Source organism: Neisseria perflava, from assembly GCF_019334725.1.
In the GTDB taxonomy this organism is placed as follows: Bacteria; Pseudomonadota; Gammaproteobacteria; order Burkholderiales; family Neisseriaceae; genus Neisseria; species Neisseria subflava_A.
The window spans coordinates 312,208-329,167 of sequence record NZ_CP079818.1 but is presented as its reverse complement, the minus strand read 5'-3'; the positions used below and the strand labels follow the sequence as shown (position 1 = coordinate 329,167).

Genomic DNA, 16,960 nt, shown 5'->3' with positions numbered 1-16,960 from the left:
TTCAGACGGCCTTTTTATTTCTATAAAAATGCGGCAGGTTTTTAAAACCTGCCGCGGTATGGGGACATACAGCTCGGACGGTAAGCCGGGTTCTGTCGCGGACAGTCATTCCTCTAGGCACATCATTGCTGGTGTGCTCAAGCAACCTACCCGAACGCTCGGCGAGCAGCGTCATCGAGTTCTGTTTGGTCTTGCTCCGAATGGGGTTTAGCCTGCTGCGCTTTGTTACCAAATGCACGGTGCGCTCTTACCGCACCTTTTCACCCTTACCTGTTTTGCCCGAAGGCAATCATCGGCGGTATTGCTTTCTGTTCCACTTTCCGTCGCGTTACCGCGCCCGGCCGTTAGCCGGCATTCTGCTCTGTGGAGCCCGGACTTTCCTCCCCGTATGCCTTACGCGATACGCGGCGACTGTCTGTCCGACCTGTATGAGGTGCGGATTATAACACAGCCGCCATAAGGTTCAGACGGCCTAAATATTTATTTTTTCTTTTTAAATGCTATTTCGGTCAAACCCAATTCCTGTGCTTTTTTGCGGACTGCGGATTCAGGCATTTCGCGTGCTAGGCGGCTGGTGCAGTATTCGGTCATGGTGGTGGCGCAGGCTTTGAAGTTGCCGGTAAAGTCGCTGGCGGCACTTAAAAACGGGATAAGGCGGCCGGCCATGATTTCTTCGGCCGGTGCGTCTGTTTGGGCGGATACGCGTCCGGACTCGACCGCCGAGAAAATTTGTTCGGTAAAGCGTCGGGCGAAGTTTTCTTCTGTTTGGCAGTCTTGGAATGCGGTGTTTTCGTGTTGGCAGACAAGGGTAACTTCGCCTTGAGCTTCTTGCAGCGGTTCGGCCAAATCGAGTTTGAGGGTTTGCTTGTCGGTTTGCAGCCAGGCGGTGCGGCCTTGGGTTTTGATGATTTTGCCGTAAACGCCGATGGCATCGTTTTTGGGGATGTTTTTCTGTTCGGCAAGTTGCTGGGCCGAGAATAAGGGGGCTTGTTCGGCAAATGCGCCGCCGGTTTCGTGTTTGAAGTAGGCGGCGAGGTCTTGTTTGATGAGGGCTTGGGTCAGTAGTTTTTCGCCTTCGGTCAGGCGGTGTGCAAAGCCGTGTGTTTTGGGGTCGGATGCGGCATCCGTGGTCTTGGTGTCCGGTGTGCAGGCGCTCAGGAGTAAAAGCAGGGGAAGGATGTATTTCATGGTTAGTCTCTCAACAGGCCGTCTGAACCTATGGTTTCAAACGGTCAGCGTTGTTTATCGATAACGATAAACCCGGCGGGGATAAACGGGATAGGCTGGGTAATTGCGGACGGGTTCGCTGTCTTGATAGATGACGGTCGTCCCGGGCGGGGCGTTGATGGTCACGGTTTTGTTGACAGTGGTTTGCGAGTGGACGGGCAGGTCCAAGACGGCGGTGCGCCCATACGGGGTCTCGGTATAGACGCATGCGCTTAGAAAGAGGGTGATGCTCAGGGCCAATGTCTTCATGTTTCAGACGGCCTTATTTGAGCAGGTTTTTCAAGGCCAGGCGCACGCCTTCGCCGACTTCCGTGCCCTTGGGAATGCCTTTGGTGGCGGCTTTGGCTTCGCGTTCGTTGTAGCCGAGGGCAAGCAGGGTGTTGATAATGTCTTGGCTTTCGTCGGCAACGGCATCAGGGGCAAACAGGCCGTCTGAAACGGTATGGGACACGAGTTTGCCACGCAGTTCCAATACCATGCGTTCGGCGGTTTTCTTGCCGATGCCGGGCGCGGAGGAGAGACGTTTGACGTCTTCTTCGGCGATGGCTTGCGCTAGCTCGTCGGCATTCATGGCCGACAAAATGCCCAATGCGGTTTTGGCACCGATGCCGCTGACTTTGACCAGTTGGCGGAAGGTGGCGCGTTCCTCGGCTGAGGCGAAACCAAACAGCAAATGTGCGTCTTCGCGGACAACAAGCTGAGTGTAAAGATGGACGGTTTCGCCAACGGAAGGCAGGTTGTAGAAAGTCTGCATGGAAACGTCGGCTTCATAACCGACGCCGTTGACGTCGATAACGACCTGCGGCGGATTTTTCTCAATCAATTTTCCTGTGAGCCTGCTGATCATGGTGTTCCCCTGTGATTAAAAAAGGCCGTCTGAAACCTTGCAATCGGGTTTCAGACGGCCTTGTATTGTATCAAACTTCAGCGGTAACGCGGACGAAATCAGATGGCGGATGCCAGGTTCAGATGACGGGCGCGTTCGCCTGCTTCGGCGGCACGTTCTTGGCTGCTGAACGGACCCATTTTGACAACGTATTCGTAGTTGCGTTTTTCAAGCGTGATTTTGCTGTCGGATGGCAGGCTTTGTGCGGTTTGGTTCAAATAGGCTTGCGCTTCGCGTTCGGTACCGAAGGATTTCAAATCAACAAAAAATTCTTTGTTGTTTGGGGTAATAATGGTTTGAGCGGCGGTTTGGCCGGGGATGATTTGTTCAACTTTGACGTTGGCTGTGCCTTGGTTGATGAAACCCAATTGTTGGGCGGCGGCTTTGGAAACATCGATGACGCGGTTGCCGTGGAAAGGGCCGCGGTCGTTGACACGGACGATGACGCTTTTGCCGGTTTGCATATTGGTCACACGTGCGTAGCTGGGAATAGGGAGGGTTTTGTGGGCGGCGGAGAGGGCGTTCATATTGTAACGCTCGCCGCTGGAAGTTTTACGGCCGTGGAATTGGCTGCCGTACCATGAGGCTTTGCCGGTTTGGCTGAAAGAGGAAACTTTGGTCAGCGGCGTGTAGCGTTTGCCGGCAACTTTGTAACTGCGGTTGGCAGAAGGATGCAGTTTTTCGACTCGGACCACGCTGTCGGCGACGGCGGCATTGATGGAAAGGACGCCGATGGTGGCGGCGGCTAAGGAAAGGAGGGTTTTTTTGGTAAAAGTCAAAACGGGTTCCGTTCTTGAGTTGATAACGCAGCGGTTTCAGACGGCCTGTTATACGCCGCCTGCGAAACCGTTTTGTCGCCATGCTTCAAACAGAATAACGGCGACGGTATTGGAAAGATTCATGCTCCTGCTGTCGGGCATCATCGGCAGGCGGATTTTTTGTCCGGCAGGCAGGCTGTCGAGAACTTCGGCAGGCAGGCCGCGCGTTTCGGGACCAAACAGCAACACGTCGCCTTCGCGGAAGGAAACTTCGTCGGGTCGGGTAGAACCTTTGGTGGTCAGCGCGAAAATGCGACGGCCTTCAAGGGCCTTGAGGCAATCATCGAAATTTTCATGTACCGTCAGTTTGGCAAACTCGTGATAATCCAAGCCCGCGCGTTTCATTTTGGACGAATCCAGAGGGAAACCAAGCGGCTTGACCAAGTGCAAATCAGCACCGGTATTGGCGCACAGGCGGATGATATTGCCCGTATTGGGCGGGATTTCGGGTTGGTACAAAACTATGGTAAACATATAAATCAATCACTTATAGAGTGGCATAATGCCGAAATGTTCCATGGGTGTCAAAAAGTTTAAGCTATTTTTTCATTGGCGGCCGCGCTAAACTCCAGCAAAAAATCTTACCTGCGCCTGATTTTTTCAGCGTTTTCGCCAATTCGTCCAAGGTCGAACCGGTGGTAAAGACATCGTCAATTAACAGAATATTACACGCCTTCGGCAATTCGGCTTTGATTTTAAATGCATTCTTGATATTTCGCCGACGTTCGTTGCTTTTCAGCGTACTTTGCGGCTCGCCATGCCGTCTGAAAACCGCGTGGCGCGGCAGCAGCGTCCAGCCGTAGCGTTTTGCCAAAATATCCGTCAACGCCTCGCTTTGGTTGAATCCGCGCTTGAGCCGCCGCTCTTTGCTCAAAGGCATGGGCAGGACGAAATCGAAGTGTTCCGTCGCCAGCCAGTCCGGTGCGTTTTGGCACATCAAATCCGCCAACGGACGGCTCATGCCCAAATCGGCCAAGTGTTTCAGCTCGCGTATCATGCTGCTGACGGGCGGTTCGTAATACAGCGAGGCCCACATTCTATCAAATGCGGGCGGCTTTTTCTGGCAACTGCCGCACACCGCCCCGCCCTCGACATGGCGGAAACACAAAGGACAGCTTTGTGCCGCGTCGATAAAATATTCCGTCAAATCGTTTGCGCAGCCTCGGCAAAGGCCGTCTGAAACGGAATCGTGGCATAATACGCAACGTCGCGCATTGAGCCGTTTCAAATTGCGCCACCAAGAAAGAACATTCATGCCACACTCCGCCAAAAAAGTTTATCTGATACACGGTTGGGCGGCGAACCGCCATGTATTCGACGATTTGATACCGCGCCTGCCTGCCGGTTGGGACGTCCGCGCGCTTGATTTGCCCGGACACGGCGATGCGTCTTTTGCCGAACCGTTTGATATTGCCGCCGTTGCCGAAACCTTTGCCGGACAAATCGACACGCCGGCACACATTCTTGGCTGGTCGCTGGGTGGATTGGTTGCCCTGTATTTGACCGCGCTTTATCCCGACAAAATCCAATCGCTATGCCTGACGGCAAGTTTTGCCCGATTGACTGCCGACACGGATTATCCAGAAGGCTTGGCACAACCTGCCTTGGGCAAGATGGTCGGCGCATTTCAGCTGGATTATGCCAAACATATTAAACAGTTTCTACAACTGCAACTGCTGCACACGCCGCATTCGGGCGAAATCTTAAACCGGGTGTTACCTGATTTGGCGCGCTGCGGCACGCCTTCCGCCTTACAGGCCGCGCTTGAAGCGGTCAACCATGCCGACGCGCGTCCGCTGTTGCCGCTTATTCAAACGCCGTCATTGCTGGTGTTTGGACAGAAAGACGCCATTACGCCGCCGCGCATGGGCGAATATTTACACCGCCATTTGAGCAACAGCGAGCTGGTCCTTATCGACAAAGCCGCACACGCGCCCTTTTTAAGCCATGCCGACGAATTTGCCGAAACCTACCGCAATTTTGTCGAAAAGGCCGTCTGAAACAAACATCAACCATAAAAACAGAATATTGTCGGGCAAAGCCCGCTGACACAACCCACCATGACCGAACAAGACAAACGCTGGCAAATTCACCGCCATCTCGCCCAAGACACCGACGAGCGCCTGCAGCTGGTCCGCAATGCACCCAAACGCATCATGCTGATTGGTGCCGATGCCGACATCAGCCGCAGCCTGCTGGCCGCGCGTTATCCCGACGCCGTGTTTGAAGAATACGATCCGAATGCCGACTTTTTGAAAACCGCCGCCGCCGCGCGCAAAGGCGGTTTCTGGCAGAAGCTGACCGGCAAAACCATTCCGCAACATTGCCAAGCCCTGACCGCGCCGCTGCCCGAAGCATCCGCCGATATGCTGTGGGCCAACCTCAGCCTCAGCCGCGCCGACGATATTTTGCCGGTATTGAAAAACTGGGCCGTTGCTTTGAAAACCGACGGATTATTGTTTTTCACGCACTTTGGCCGCGACAGCCTGACCGAGCTGACAGGCCGTCTGAACCATGAAGGCATCGAATGCGAAGCGCCCACGCTGATTGATATGCACGACTTGGGCGATATGCTCGCCGACAACGGCTTTTACGATCCGGTAACCGACACGGCCAAGCTTGAGTTGAGCTATAAAAAAGCCGGGACGTTTTGGCAGGACATGGAAACCTTGGGATTGTGGAATGCGTTGAAGTTCAGTAATCCGCAAGCGGCCAAGGAATGTGTGGATAAGATTTTTGAAAACGAAGGCCGTCTGAACATCACGCTTGAAACCGTGTACGGCCATGCCGTGAAGAAATTGGTGTTGCCGCAAGGGGAGAACGTGGTGCAGTTTTTCCCGAAACGGCAGGGCTAGTTTGGCGGTTGTGCCGGTAAGGTTTACACAGCGATTGCGTGTTGTCGAATGCGGTTTGTCGTTTGTATCGATTGCCTGCGCTGTTTAATATGTATGAAAAAGGCCGTCTGAAAAGTTTTCAGACGGCCTTTTGTTTGATTCCGAATTAAGCCTGTTTGGCCGCCCATTCGGCCGGCGTGGCGGCAACGGAAATCGACAGCGCGTGCAATTCGTTGCTTTCGAGTTGCGGCTTGAGGCCGTCTTTAATCAGGCGGTGGCGGGCGAGGCGGGCTTTGCCTTCAAATGAGGAGGAAACGATGACGGCGAAGAAGTGATGGCCGTCGCCTTCGACTTCGACGTGTTCGCAAGGGGTAACGCCTTCAATCAGGGTTTTGACTTGTTCGGGTAAAAGCATGAGGGTTCCTTGGGAAATGGTTTGCTTGTAAAAGAGGGCATTATACCGAATCTTGATAAAACAGGCCGTCTGAAAAACCAAACTTCGGGTTTCAGACGGCCTCGGTCTTTTGAAGCGTCAAATGCTTATTCGTACACTTTCAGCAGCTCGACTTCAAAAATCAAGGTTGCGTGCGGAGGAATCACGCCGCCGGCACCGTGTGCGCCGTAGCCCATTTCGGAAGGAATGGTCAGCTTGCGTTTGCCGCCTTCTTTCATGCCGCCGAAGCCTTCGTCCCAACCTTTAATCACTTGGCCGACGCCCAGGGTGATGGTCAGCGGTTGACGGCGGTCGAGGCTGGAGTCGAACTTGGTACCGTCTTCCAACCAGCCGGTGTAATGTACGGTGATTTCTTTGCCTTTGACGGCTTCTTTGCCGTGGCCTTCTTGCAAGTCTTCAATAATCGGGCTCATGATGTTCCTTTCGGATGTATGGTGAAAATCGGCTCAAGATTACCATATTGTGCGCAATCGTGAAACAAAGCCGCCCATATGGCCGGCAGCAAAAGGCCGTCTGAAACGGATTTTCAGACGGCCTTTGTTTTATGCTAACCCTTATTTGTTGTCAGGTTGGGATTTGACATCGTGGGAGACGGGCAGCTCAGGCATGGTTCGGGCAGATTCAGGAACATTGCCGGAGAGGGCTTTCAAGAAGGCAACGATGTTTTCAGTTTCTTCCGGAGCCAGAGTTTTACCCAATTGAGCTTTCGCCATGATGTTGACGGCTTTATCCAATTCCCAAACGCTGCCGTTGTGGAAGTATGGATAGGTGCGCTCAACATTTCTCAAGCCGGGAACGCGGAAGAAGAATTCGTCTTCGGCTTTTTTGGTTACGTCCGCACGGCCTTTGTCGTGTTTAGGATCGTCGATGTGTTTCCAGTAAGGACCATCCACCAAACCGAATTTTTGGAACATGGCACCGCCCAAGTTAACGCCGCTGTGACAAGCAATACAGCCGTTGTCCATAAATGCGCGTACGCCTTTGCGTTCTTGTTCGCTCAGGGCAGATACGTTGCCTTTCAGGTAGTCGTCCCAACGGGTCGGGGTCAGCAGGGTACGTTCAAACGCGCCCAATGCGGTGGTGATGTTTTTGAAGGAAACCGCGCCGTCTTCAGGGAATGCGGCTTTGAATTTTTCTTGGTATTCAGGGATACCGGCAATTTTTGCGGCGGCATCGGCTTCGGTAGCGTTGGCCATTTCAACAGGGTTGAGCAATGGGCCGCCGGCTTGTTCTTCCACATCGGCTGCACGGCCGTCCCAGAATTGGCTGCCCAACAAGGCAGCATTCAGAGCAGTTGGGGAGTTACGGCCGCCGAATTGGCTTTTGTGGCCCGCGCTGGTCGGCATGTTGTCTACGCCGGCAGTTGCCAAGTTGTGGCAAGAGTTACAGCTGACGGTGTTGCCTTTGGACAGGCGGTTTTCGTACCAAAGTTGTTGGCCGAGTTTGACTTGTTCTTCGGTAAACGGACGGACTTTTTGCATTTCGGCTAGGTCAGGCAAAGGTTTGAACGTAGCTTGCGCGCGTTCCAACAGGGCTTTGTCTTCGTCAGAAACATCGGCAGAATTTTGAGGGGCTGAAACGGCGGCGGTGCTTGCGGCAGTATCGGCAGTGCTCGCGGCAGAAGCAGCTTGAGGAGTTTCAGTAGTTTGTGCAGTTTTCTCACCGCAGGCGGTCAACGCGGCAGAAACGGCCAAGGCCAGAACGATTTAGTGGAGTTTCAAACGTGGCATAGGAGGTTCCTTTATTATGCATTTGTTATGTAATGGTTTGCTGGTTGCGACAGCAGTATTTGAACTATATGAGATAAGTTGCTTTTGATTCTTGCTGTAAATCAACCTTTTATTTTTGATAAATTTTGAAAATATAACCGAAAGAGAATTTTATACTATGAAACTTTTTTATTGTTTTTTTACAATTAGTTAATGTTTTTAAGGCCGTCTGAAAAAACAAAATTCAGACGGCCTTTTAGTTTTTATTGATTACGTTCGTTATTTTATTTTAAAAAATCTTAATAATTATAGGATTATTAAAAAATGAAAATAATTTGCGTTATTAAGCGTAAAGCGTTATAAATGCGTTAACAAATGAACGTTTCACTTTAGAGTTTTTTATGCTGATTGCTTTTTTGATTATGCTGCGCGAGGGCATCGAAGCCGCCCTGATCGTCGGCATTGTTGCCAGTTTTTTAAAACAGTCGGGACACAGCGAGCTGATGCCGAAGGTTTGGCTGGGCGTGTTTTTGGCTGCGGCCATGTGTTTGGGTATCGGTTACGGCATTCATTCCGTTACGGGCGAGATTCCGCAAAAAGAACAGGAATTGGTGGTCGGCGTCATCGGCCTGGTGGCCGTGGCGATGCTGACGTACATGATTTTGTGGATGAAGAAGGCCGCGCGTTCGATGAAACAGCATCTTCAGGATTCTGTTCAGACGGCCTTGAACCACGGCAGCGGCCAGGGCTGGGCCTTGGTCGGCATGGCGTTTTTGGCCGTGGCGCGCGAAGGTTTGGAAAGCGTGTTTTTCCTGCTTGCCGTGTTCCAGCAAAGCCCGACGTGGTCTATGCCGATAGGCGCGGTATTGGGGCTGCTGGCGGCGGTTGTCATCGGTACGCTGATTTATCAGGGCGGTATGCGCCTGAACTTGGCGAAGTTTTTCCGTTGGACGGGCGCGTTTTTGATTGTGGTGGCGGCCGGTCTGTTGGCCGGTTCGTTTCGTGCGCTGCATGAGGCTGGCGTATGGAATGCGATGCAGGACATCGCTTTCGACACCTCGAAATATTTGCATGAAGACAGCCCTTTAGGCGTGCTGCTCGGCGGTTTCTTCGGCTATACCGACCATCCGACCGAAGGCGAAGTCCTGATTTGGCTGCTGTATCTGGTTCCCGTCATGATTTGGTTTTTGCGCGGCAGCGCTCCGGCAAAAACGTTAACTAAATTAACTAAATAAGAAGGAAGTAAAATGAAAAAATTCAATCTGACTGCTTTGTCTGTAATGCTGGCTCTGGGTTTGACTGCGTGTCAGCCGCCTGAAGCCGAAAAAGCCGCGCCTGCCGCTTCAGGCGCATCCGCTGCCGCCAATGCCGACGGTTCGGTCAATATCGGCGTGAACGATACTGCTTGTGAACCAATGGAATTGACCGTCCCCAGCGGCCAAGTCGTGTTCAATATTAAAAACGACAGCGGCCGCAAGCTGGAATGGGAAATCCTGAAAGGCGTGATGGTGGTGGACGAGCGTGAAAACATCGCCCCGGGTTTATCCGACAAAATGACCGTTACCCTGCTGCCGGGCGAATATGAAATGACTTGCGGCCTGTTGACCAATCCGCGCGGTAAGCTGATTGTTACCGACAGCGGCTTCAAAGATACTGCCAACGAAGCGGATTTGGAAAAACTGTCCCAACCGCTCGCCGACTATAAAGCTTACGTTCAAGGCGAGGTTAAAGAGCTGGTGGCGAAAACCAAAACCTTTACCGAAGCCGTTAAAGCCGGCGACATTGAAAAGGCCAAATCCCTGTTTGCCGCCACCCGCGTCCATTACGAACGTATCGAACCGATTGCCGAGCTTTTCAGCGAACTCGACCCCGTCATCGATGCGCGTGAAGACGACTTCAAAGACGGTGCGAAAGATGCCGGATTTACCGGCTTCCACCGTATCGAACACGCCCTTTGGGTAGAAAAAGACGTATCCGGCGTGAAGGAAATTGCAGCCAAACTGATGACCGATGTCGAAGCACTACAAAAAGAAATCGACGCATTGGCATTCCCTCCGGGTAAGGTGGTCGGCGGCGCGTCCGAACTGATTGAAGAAGTGGCCGGCAGCAAAATCAGCGGCGAAGAAGACCGTTACAGCCATACCGACTTGAGCGACTTCCAAGCCAATGTGGAAGGCTCCAAAAAAATCGTTGATTTGTTCCGTCCGCTGATCGAAGCCAAAGACAAAGCGTTGTTGGAAAAAACCGATGCCAACTTCAAACAGGTTGAAGACATTTTGGCGAAATACAAAACCCCGAACGGTTTCGAGCTGTATGACAAACTGAGCGAAGAAGACCGCAAAGCCCTGCAGGCGCCGATTAATGCCTTGGCAGAAGACTTGGCCAAACTGCGCGGTATTTTGGGTTTGAAATAAGATAACGCGTTTTCAGACGGCCTTTGGATATTGAAAGGTCGTCTGAATCTTATTGTCGCCCACACAAATATGCTTGAAAACCGACCTTACTTCACACGATTGCAATCTTTCCGTTCCCTGCCAAGGAGCAGACCATGAGCCAAAACAAACAACCGGCACAACCCGAAAAACGAACCCTTTTCAAAACTGCCCTTGCCGCCGGCGCCATCGGCGTTGCCGGTTATTTTGCCGGCAAAAAACAAGGCGAAGCCGCCGCCGAAACCCAAAACAACCAACATTCCGAGCTGGCCTATCCGTGTTACGGCGAGCATCAGGCAGGCATCGTCACACCACACCAGCTCTTCGGCATCATGTGTGCCTTTGACGTTACCGCCAAAGACGCCAAACAACTTGAAAACCTGTTCCGCGCCCTGACCGCCCGCATCGAATTCCTTACCCAAGGCGGCGAATACCAAGACGGCGACGACAAACTCCCGCCTGCGGGCAGCGGCATCCTCGGCAAACAATTCCGTCCCGACGGACTGACGGTTACCGTCGGCGTCGGCAGCAGCCTCTTTGACGACCGCTTCGGCCTCAAAGACAAAAAGCCGAAACACCTGCAGGAAATGCGCGACTTCCCCAACGACAAACTCCAAAAATCTTGGTGCGACGGCGACCTTAGCCTGCAAATTTGCGCATTCTCTCCCGAAACCTGCCAAGCCGCCCTGCGTGACATCATCAAAAATACCGCCCAGTTTGCCGTGATCCGTTGGAGCATAGACGGTTGGCTCCCTAAAGCCGAACCCGGCGCCATTGCCGCGCGCAACCTTTTAGGTTTCCGCGACGGCTCCGGCAATCCCAAAGTCGAAGATCCCAAAGTCGCCGATCAAGTCCTGTGGACAGGCGTTGCCGCCAACAGCTTGGACGAACCGGCATGGGCGAAAAACGGCAGCTATCAGGCCGTCCGCCTCATCCGCCACTTTGTCGAGTTTTGGGACCGCACCCCGATGCAGGAACAAACCGACATTTTCGGCCGGCGCAAATACAGCGGCGCGCCCATGGACGGTAAAAAAGAGGGCGACACCGCCGATTTCGCCAAAGACCCCGACGGCAAAATCACGCCCAAAGACAGCCATATGCGCCTTGCCAATCCGCGCGATCCTGAGTTCATGAAAAAACACCTGCTCTACCGCCGCGCCTTCAACTACTCGCGCGGCCTCGCCGCCAACGGCCAACTCGATGTCGGCTTGATATTCATCTGCTATCAGGCCAACCTTGCCGACGGCTTCATCTTCGTGCAAAACCTGCTCAACGGCGAGCCGCTGGAGGAATACATCAGCCCGTTTGGCGGCGGCTATTTCTTCGTCCTGCCTGGTGTCGAAAAAGGCAGCTTCCTCGGCAAAGAGCTTTTGGGCGTATAAATCCGCCGATGGTTTGAATAGATAAATAAAAAGGCCGTCTGAAACCTGATTTCCAGATTTCAGACGGCCTGTGTTTTTCTATCAAACCAAATGTTCCGCCAAGAAAGCCAATGCGTATTCAACGGCTTGCGCCCTTACTGCTTCGCGGTCGCCTGTGAAAAGCGCGGTTTGCTCAAACGAACCTTCGGGTGTGGCCAGGCCGAACCAGACTGTACCGACCGGTTTGGCCGCGCTGCCGCCGCTAGGGCCGGCGATGCCGGAAATACTCAAGGCGTAATCTGCCTGCGCCACGGCTTTTGCGCCGCGTGCCATTTCATAGACGGTCTCGCGGCTGACCGCGCCGTGTTTCAGCAAGGTGTCGGGCATGACGCCGAGGCGGTCTTGTTTGGCTTGGTTGCTGTATGTGACGAAGCTCTGATGAAACCATTGCGAGCTGCCGGAGAGGGAGGTCAGCGCACCTGCAAGCAGGCCGCCGGTGCAGGACTCGGCGCAGGTAACGGTTTGACGGCGGCTGGTCAGGTGTTCGGCGATGGTTTGCAGATGGGACATGGCGGCTCCTTATGGAAATGGTGGAATGGGGCGGGCGTTTGACCCGCCGAGTTTCAGACGGCCTGAAAGCTGAAATCAGTCTTTCGGCTGAATGAGGTGGACATCACATTGTGGGAATGGGATGTTGATGTTGGCTTCGCGCAGATTTTCGACGATCTGCTCGTTCAGGGCGAATCGGAATGGGCCGAGATTTTCTTCTTGCGTCCACGCCCAAAGGGTGATCTCGATGGCGCTGTCACCAAGGTTGGTAATGTATACGACGGCAGGTCGTTCTTCGGTTTGAACACATAATGGATGCTCGGTTGCCGCTCTCAATACGGCGGCTTTGGCGGCTTTCAAGTCGCAGGCGTAATCGACGCCGACAACGACTTGGGCGCGGCACAGGGGCAGGGAGGAGCGGTTGGTGATGCTGTTGGTCATGACCACGCTGTTAGGCAGGACGACTTCTTCGTTGTCCGGCGTACTCAAAGAGGTCTGCACCATTTTGATTTCGCGGACGATGCCTTCAAAACCGTTGACGCGGATAAAGTCGCCGACTTTAAACGGACGGAACAGGATAATCAGCGCGCCGGCGGCGAAGTTGGACAGTTGGTCTTTCAAAGACAAAGCCACGGCCAAGCCTGCGCCACCGATCAGGGCGGTAACGGAAGTGGTCGGGATACCGAGTTTGCCCAGTGCCGCGATAATGATGAGGATCAGCAGGCCGATGTTGGCAACGTTGCCGAGGAAGCTGACCAGTGTTTTATCGACTTTGGCGCGTGTCAGCGCGGCTTTCATCAGTGTCACCACGCGCGTGGCGACCCAGCGGCCGATAAAGAAGATGGCTAAGGCGGCCAGCAGGTTGGTACCGAAAGACATGCCGGTTTGGGCGAGTTGTTCCCAGCCGGAGAACGAAGAGAGGACTTGAAGATCGAAATTCATAATTGTGTGTGCGTGTGAAGTTGTTTAAAAGGTCATTGTAAAACAAGGCCGTCTGAAAAACTAATGATTTGTTTTTTCAGACGGCCTTTAATCTTTCCTAAATTCTTTTCAGCTTAACGTAAAACGGTTTTGCTCCAACGGCTCACCCATTGTTTTTGTTTGGTGTTGATGTCGGCGCGGTTGGGGGAATCGCTGTGTTTCGGGGTTTGGGCGAACTCGAATATTTTGGGCAGCGGCGTGTTTTTGGCAGCCGGATAGACCCACATTTCGGCAGGCAGGGCTTTTTGCACGTCGCCGCTTTGCAGCCAGCTCACCAGTTTGGCTGCCAGTTCGGGTTGTTTTGCGCCTTTCAAAACGGCCGCGCCTTCAACTTGGCGGAATGTGCCGCCTTTGAGGAAGAGGTTGCCGGTGGGTGGGGTGCTGTATTTGCCTTTGGAGTAGTGGACTTCGGCCGCCGGGCTGGTGGCATAGCTGACCACGAGGGGATAGGCGCCGCCGTTTTGGGTGAAGTCGGTGTAGTAGGCTTCGCTCCAGCCTTTGGCAACTTTCACGCCGTTTTGGCGCATTTGCGCCCACCATTTGAACGCACCTTCTTCACCCATGCCGCCGATGTTGGCCAAGAGGAAGGAGAGGCCGGGCGAGGATGTGGCGGGAGACGGGGTTACCAGAAGGTTTTTATATTCCGGTTTGGTCAAATCTTGCAGGGTTTGCGGCAGGGGCAATTTTTTCTGTTCAAACCATTTTTTGTCGTAGTTGATGGCGACATAGGCGTAATCGACAGCCAGCGCATCGGGCAGGGAAGCGGTTACGGGTGCGGATTTGGGTTGGTTGGCGGCGAGGATGCCGGCGGCTTTGGCTTTGCCGATGTTGGCGTTGTCTAAACCGTAAACCGCATCGGCAATCGGGTTGGCCTTGCTCAAAATCAGCTTGTTGAGCATTTCGTTGCCACTGCCTGCCTTGATGACGGACACTTTGGCATCGTTGGCTTTTTCAAATTGTGCGATGACGGATTGTGGCAGGCTGAAGGATTTGTGCACGGCCAAACGCACTTCGGTTTGGGCGTACAGGTTTGCCGAAGCCAGCAACAGGGCCACGGCGGACAATTTCAGTTTCATTCTCTTTCCTTTAGTACGGGTAAAATACGAAATATCATAACAAAATCTGCATATCAAGGCACGATATGAATCATTCTCCCGTTTGGCTGTTTGACCTCGACAATACTTTGCACAATGCCGAAGCCGGCATTTTCTACATCATCAACCGCGCCATGACCGAATACATGGCAGGCCGTCTGAAACTTTCCGAAGAAGCCGCCTCCCACCTGCGCCAAGATTATTGGCACCGATACGGCGCGACGCTTGCCGGTTTGCAAATCCACCATCCCGAAGTCGATATCGATGAGTTTTTGCGTGAAAGTCACCCGCTTAAGCAAATTTTGGCAAAGGTGGAGGGTATGGATGGAACTGATGACGTTTTAGGCCGTCTGAAAGGGCGAAAAGCCGTATTTTCCAACGGGCCTTCGTTTTATGTCCGCGCATTGGTTGAAGCGTTGGGCTTGGAAGCGCATTTTGACGGCTTGTTCGGCACGGACGACTTCGGCCTGCTCTACAAACCCAATCCGCAGGCCTATCTCAACGTCTGCCGCCTGTTGGGCGTCAAACCCGAACAGTGCATTATGGTGGACGACAGTGCCGACAATCTGCACCAAGCCAAAGCCTTGGGCATGAAGACCATTTGGTACGGCGAAAAAGCCCATCCGCTGCCATTTGCCGACGGCATAGCGAAAGATATGCAGGGTTTGCTTGAAGTTTGCACAAAACTGCCGTGAAGTTTTGCAAAAACAAGTACAATACACGGTATTGCCGACATTTAAAAACAAGGACAACATCATGCGTAAACTCGCTTTAATTCTGACCGCCGCCGCCGTTTTGGCCGGTTGCTCTTGGGAAACCTACACCAACGAATCCGGCCGTACCGCCGTACGACAAAAATATGCTACCGGCACGCCTATCGTTTATCAGGACGGTACTTATTCTAAAAACATGAATTACAACCAGTTCCGCCCTGAGCGCCGCGCCGTCCAATCCAATCAAGCGGATCATGCCGAACACGGCGAACGCGGCCAACATTGGCAAAAACCGCAATTTGCCAACCAACAGCCAGCAACCGAATAACAATATCCCCAAGGCCGTCTGAAACGGAGTGAAAAACAATCAACACTTGTTGCCACACTTTTCAGACGGCCTCAAACAACGACAACGGAAACCGTATCATGGCTCAGACAGCTTTAAATATCGTCATCCTCGCCGCCGGCAAAGGCACGCGCATGTACTCCAAAATGCCCAAAGTGCTGCACCGCATCGGCGGCCTTCCCATGGTTGAGCGCGTTATTGACACCGCCGCCTCCCTGAATCCCCAAAACATCTGCGTCGTCATCGGCCACGGCAAAGAGCAAGTCTTGGACACCGTCAAACGCGATGTCGTTTGGGTTGAACAAACCGAACAGCTCGGTACCGGCCACGCCGTCAAAACCGCCCTGCCGCACCTGTCCGCCGAAGGCCGCACGCTGGTGTTGTACGGCGACGTCCCCCTGATTGACGCAGCAACCCTCGAAACCCTGCTCGAAGCCGCAGGCAACGAAGTCGGCCTGTTGACCGACGTGCCCAACGACCCGACAGGCTTGGGCCGCATCATCCGCGACAGCAACGGCAACGTAACCGCCATTGTCGAAGAAAAAGACGCCGATGCCGCCCAAAAGGCCGTAAAAGAAATCAACACCGGCATTTTGGTTCTGCCTAACGCCAAACTTGAAGCTTGGTTGAACAGCCTTTCCAGCAACAATGCCCAAGGCGAATACTACCTGACCGACCTCATCGCCAAAGCCGTTGCCGACGGCATCAAAGTTCATCCCGTCCAAGTGCGCGCCTCCCATCTGGCCGCCGGCGTGAACAACAAACTCCAGCTTGCCGAACTCGAACGCATCTTCCAAACCGAACAGGCGCAAGAATTGCTCAAAGCAGGCGTCACCCTGCGCGATCCGGCACGTTTCGATTTACGAGGCCGTCTGAAACACGGACAAGATGCCGTGATTGACGTCAACGTCGTCATCGAAGGCGAAGTCGAACTCGGCGACAACGTCGAAATCGGTGCCAACTGCGTGATCAAAAACGCCAAAATCGGTGCCAACACCAAAATCGCCCCGTTCTCTCATTTTGAAGATTGCGAAGTCGGCGAAAACAACCAAATCGGCCCATACGCCCGCCTGCGTCCGCAAGCCAAACTGGCCGACGACGTACACATCGGCAACTTCGTCGAAGTCAAAAACGCCACCATCGGCAACGGCACCAAAGCCAACCACCTCACCTACATCGGTGATGCCGAGATCGGCAGCAAAACCAACTTCGGCGCCGGCACGATTATTGCCAACTACGACGGCGTGAACAAACACAAAACCGTCATCGGCGACGAAGTACGCATCGGTTCAAACTGCGTACTGGTTGCCCCTGTCACCCTCGGTAATAAAGTGACGACAGGCGCGGGCAGCGCGATTACCCGTAACTGCGAAGACGGCAAACTCGTTCTCGCCCGTTCGCGCCAAACCGTCATCGAAGGCTGGGTGCGTCCGGAAAAAGGCGATAAGAAGTAAGGTTGATCTTTTATTTGTTTTCAGACGGCCTTGAGAAACAACAGGCCGTCTGAAACCTAGATTTGCCGTTTCAATGAAAATAAAACGGCGTTTTCCGACTGC

At 53.4% G+C, this 16,960-nt stretch carries 20 protein-coding genes and 1 other RNA gene; 8 read left to right on the top strand and 13 right to left on the bottom strand.

What is annotated here, in order from left to right; translation table 11 throughout:
- Positions 1 to 65: 65 nt before the first annotated feature.
- The 7 genes from rnpB to LPB400_RS01685 form a co-directional block, all read right to left on the bottom strand.
- Positions 66 to 427, bottom strand: an RNA gene (rnpB, locus tag LPB400_RS01715) — RNase P RNA component class A.
- A gap of 53 nt (positions 428 to 480) precedes the next feature.
- The gene (locus tag LPB400_RS01710) at positions 481 to 1,188 is read right to left on the bottom strand and encodes a hypothetical protein (protein WP_049335661.1); all 708 of its coding nucleotides are present in this window, start codon (positions 1,186 to 1,188) and stop codon (positions 481 to 483) included.
- Between the two features lie 54 nt (positions 1,189 to 1,242).
- Entirely contained in the window at positions 1,243 to 1,476 is a 234-nt protein-coding gene (locus tag LPB400_RS01705; RefSeq protein ID WP_070461539.1) for a methionine-binding protein, read from the bottom strand.
- A 13-nt stretch (positions 1,477 to 1,489) separates the two neighbouring features.
- On the bottom strand, positions 1,490 to 2,074 hold the full coding sequence (ruvA, locus tag LPB400_RS01700) for a Holliday junction branch migration protein RuvA (RefSeq protein ID WP_063068624.1): 585 nt from the start codon (positions 2,072 to 2,074) through the stop codon (positions 1,490 to 1,492).
- Positions 2,075 to 2,172: 98 nt separating this feature from the next.
- Complete coding sequence (locus tag LPB400_RS01695) at positions 2,173 to 2,892, bottom strand: septal ring lytic transglycosylase RlpA family protein (RefSeq protein WP_070461541.1); 720 nt, start codon at positions 2,890 to 2,892, stop codon at positions 2,173 to 2,175.
- Positions 2,893 to 2,940: 48 nt separating this feature from the next.
- On the bottom strand, positions 2,941 to 3,405 hold the full coding sequence (gene trmL / locus LPB400_RS01690; RefSeq protein ID WP_070461542.1) for a tRNA (uridine(34)/cytosine(34)/5-carboxymethylaminomethyluridine(34)-2'-O)-methyltransferase TrmL: 465 nt from the start codon (positions 3,403 to 3,405) through the stop codon (positions 2,941 to 2,943).
- Between the two features lie 64 nt (positions 3,406 to 3,469).
- Complete coding sequence (locus LPB400_RS01685) at positions 3,470 to 4,186, bottom strand: ComF family protein (protein WP_219089177.1); 717 nt, start codon at positions 4,184 to 4,186, stop codon at positions 3,470 to 3,472.
- Here LPB400_RS01685 and bioH point away from each other — a divergent pair.
- Both bioH and LPB400_RS01675 read left to right on the top strand, forming a co-directional pair.
- Positions 4,185 to 4,931 (top strand): pimeloyl-ACP methyl ester esterase BioH, encoded by a 747-nt coding sequence (gene bioH / locus LPB400_RS01680; RefSeq protein ID WP_219089174.1) that lies wholly within the window; start codon positions 4,185 to 4,187, stop codon positions 4,929 to 4,931. The two genes, LPB400_RS01685 and bioH, sit on opposite strands and share 2 nt — an antisense overlap.
- Positions 4,932 to 4,991: 60 nt before the next feature.
- Positions 4,992 to 5,786 carry a methyltransferase gene (locus LPB400_RS01675; RefSeq protein WP_049329347.1) on the top strand — a complete coding sequence of 265 codons (795 nt, stop codon included), beginning with the start codon at positions 4,992 to 4,994 and terminating at the stop codon, positions 5,784 to 5,786.
- Positions 5,787 to 5,931: 145 nt separating this feature from the next.
- Here LPB400_RS01675 and LPB400_RS01670 read toward each other — a convergent pair whose 3' ends face one another.
- From LPB400_RS01670 to LPB400_RS01660, 3 genes are all read right to left on the bottom strand, one after another.
- Positions 5,932 to 6,180 carry a BolA family protein gene (locus tag LPB400_RS01670; protein WP_003686612.1) on the bottom strand — a complete coding sequence of 83 codons (249 nt, stop codon included), beginning with the start codon at positions 6,178 to 6,180 and terminating at the stop codon, positions 5,932 to 5,934.
- Positions 6,181 to 6,305: 125 nt separating this feature from the next.
- Entirely contained in the window at positions 6,306 to 6,635 is a 330-nt protein-coding gene (locus tag LPB400_RS01665) for an FKBP-type peptidyl-prolyl cis-trans isomerase (RefSeq protein ID WP_219089662.1), read from the bottom strand.
- 138 nt (positions 6,636 to 6,773) lie between these two features.
- Complete coding sequence (locus LPB400_RS01660; RefSeq protein ID WP_219089660.1) at positions 6,774 to 7,925, bottom strand: cytochrome-c peroxidase; 1,152 nt, start codon at positions 7,923 to 7,925, stop codon at positions 6,774 to 6,776.
- A 404-nt stretch (positions 7,926 to 8,329) separates the two neighbouring features.
- On the opposite strand from LPB400_RS01660, the gene efeU reads away from it, so the two are divergent.
- The 3 genes from efeU (at position 8,330) to efeB (ending at position 11,742) form a co-directional block, all read left to right on the top strand.
- The gene (efeU, locus tag LPB400_RS01655; RefSeq protein WP_004519216.1) at positions 8,330 to 9,163 is read left to right on the top strand and encodes an iron uptake transporter permease EfeU; all 834 of its coding nucleotides are present in this window, start codon (positions 8,330 to 8,332) and stop codon (positions 9,161 to 9,163) included.
- A 12-nt stretch (positions 9,164 to 9,175) separates the two neighbouring features.
- Positions 9,176 to 10,342 carry an iron uptake system protein EfeO gene (gene efeO / locus LPB400_RS01650; protein ID WP_049335642.1) on the top strand — a complete coding sequence of 389 codons (1,167 nt, stop codon included), beginning with the start codon at positions 9,176 to 9,178 and terminating at the stop codon, positions 10,340 to 10,342.
- A gap of 134 nt (positions 10,343 to 10,476) precedes the next feature.
- Complete coding sequence (gene efeB, locus LPB400_RS01645) at positions 10,477 to 11,742, top strand: iron uptake transporter deferrochelatase/peroxidase subunit (protein WP_070631554.1); 1,266 nt, start codon at positions 10,477 to 10,479, stop codon at positions 11,740 to 11,742.
- A gap of 81 nt (positions 11,743 to 11,823) precedes the next feature.
- On the opposite strand, the gene LPB400_RS01640 is transcribed toward efeB, so the two are convergent.
- The 3 genes from LPB400_RS01640 to LPB400_RS01630 form a co-directional block, all read right to left on the bottom strand.
- Positions 11,824 to 12,291: a CinA family protein gene (locus LPB400_RS01640; RefSeq protein ID WP_070822553.1), complete on the bottom strand. Its 468-nt coding sequence runs from the start codon at positions 12,289 to 12,291 to the stop codon at positions 11,824 to 11,826.
- 75 nt (positions 12,292 to 12,366) lie between these two features.
- Positions 12,367 to 13,212 (bottom strand): mechanosensitive ion channel family protein, encoded by an 846-nt coding sequence (locus LPB400_RS01635; protein WP_219089172.1) that lies wholly within the window; start codon positions 13,210 to 13,212, stop codon positions 12,367 to 12,369.
- Positions 13,213 to 13,325: 113 nt separating this feature from the next.
- Positions 13,326 to 14,327, bottom strand: coding sequence for a thiamine ABC transporter substrate-binding protein (locus LPB400_RS01630; protein WP_070824068.1), 1,002 nt, complete (start codon positions 14,325 to 14,327; stop codon positions 13,326 to 13,328).
- 65 nt (positions 14,328 to 14,392) lie between these two features.
- On the opposite strand from LPB400_RS01630, the gene LPB400_RS01625 reads away from it, so the two are divergent.
- The 3 genes from LPB400_RS01625 (at position 14,393) to glmU (ending at position 16,858) form a co-directional block, all read left to right on the top strand.
- Entirely contained in the window at positions 14,393 to 15,040 is a 648-nt protein-coding gene (locus tag LPB400_RS01625; protein ID WP_070813661.1) for a pyrimidine 5'-nucleotidase, read from the top strand.
- Between the two features lie 61 nt (positions 15,041 to 15,101).
- Complete coding sequence (locus LPB400_RS01620) at positions 15,102 to 15,386, top strand: membrane lipoprotein lipid attachment site-containing protein (protein ID WP_003686634.1); 285 nt, start codon at positions 15,102 to 15,104, stop codon at positions 15,384 to 15,386.
- A gap of 98 nt (positions 15,387 to 15,484) precedes the next feature.
- A complete protein-coding gene (gene glmU, locus LPB400_RS01615; protein ID WP_070813660.1) occupies positions 15,485 to 16,858 on the top strand; it encodes a bifunctional UDP-N-acetylglucosamine diphosphorylase/glucosamine-1-phosphate N-acetyltransferase GlmU in 1,374 nt (457 codons plus the stop codon).
- Positions 16,859 to 16,960 lie beyond the last annotated feature (102 nt).

Coding starts and splice junctions, on each gene's coding strand:
- bioH (WP_219089174.1), top strand. CDS start 4,185: ATGCCACACTCCGCCAAAAAAGTTTATCTGATACACGGTTGGGCGGCG.
- LPB400_RS01685 (WP_219089177.1), bottom strand. CDS start 4,186: ATGAATGTTCTTTCTTGGTGGCGCAATTTGAAACGGCTCAATGCGCGA.
- efeU (WP_004519216.1), top strand. CDS start 8,330: ATGCTGATTGCTTTTTTGATTATGCTGCGCGAGGGCATCGAAGCCGCC.
- LPB400_RS01640 (WP_070822553.1), bottom strand. CDS start 12,291: ATGTCCCATCTGCAAACCATCGCCGAACACCTGACCAGCCGCCGTCAA.
- LPB400_RS01635 (WP_219089172.1), bottom strand. CDS start 13,212: ATGAATTTCGATCTTCAAGTCCTCTCTTCGTTCTCCGGCTGGGAACAA.
- glmU (WP_070813660.1), top strand. CDS start 15,485: ATGGCTCAGACAGCTTTAAATATCGTCATCCTCGCCGCCGGCAAAGGC.
- LPB400_RS01675 (WP_049329347.1), top strand. CDS start 4,992: ATGACCGAACAAGACAAACGCTGGCAAATTCACCGCCATCTCGCCCAA.
- trmL (WP_070461542.1), bottom strand. CDS start 3,405: ATGTTTACCATAGTTTTGTACCAACCCGAAATCCCGCCCAATACGGGC.
- LPB400_RS01670 (WP_003686612.1), bottom strand. CDS start 6,180: ATGCTTTTACCCGAACAAGTCAAAACCCTGATTGAAGGCGTTACCCCT.
- efeO (WP_049335642.1), top strand. CDS start 9,176: ATGAAAAAATTCAATCTGACTGCTTTGTCTGTAATGCTGGCTCTGGGT.
- LPB400_RS01620 (WP_003686634.1), top strand. CDS start 15,102: ATGCGTAAACTCGCTTTAATTCTGACCGCCGCCGCCGTTTTGGCCGGT.
- LPB400_RS01705 (WP_070461539.1), bottom strand. CDS start 1,476: ATGAAGACATTGGCCCTGAGCATCACCCTCTTTCTAAGCGCATGCGTC.
- LPB400_RS01625 (WP_070813661.1), top strand. CDS start 14,393: ATGAATCATTCTCCCGTTTGGCTGTTTGACCTCGACAATACTTTGCAC.
- LPB400_RS01630 (WP_070824068.1), bottom strand. CDS start 14,327: ATGAAACTGAAATTGTCCGCCGTGGCCCTGTTGCTGGCTTCGGCAAAC.
- ruvA (WP_063068624.1), bottom strand. CDS start 2,074: ATGATCAGCAGGCTCACAGGAAAATTGATTGAGAAAAATCCGCCGCAG.
- LPB400_RS01710 (WP_049335661.1), bottom strand. CDS start 1,188: ATGAAATACATCCTTCCCCTGCTTTTACTCCTGAGCGCCTGCACACCG.
- efeB (WP_070631554.1), top strand. CDS start 10,477: ATGAGCCAAAACAAACAACCGGCACAACCCGAAAAACGAACCCTTTTC.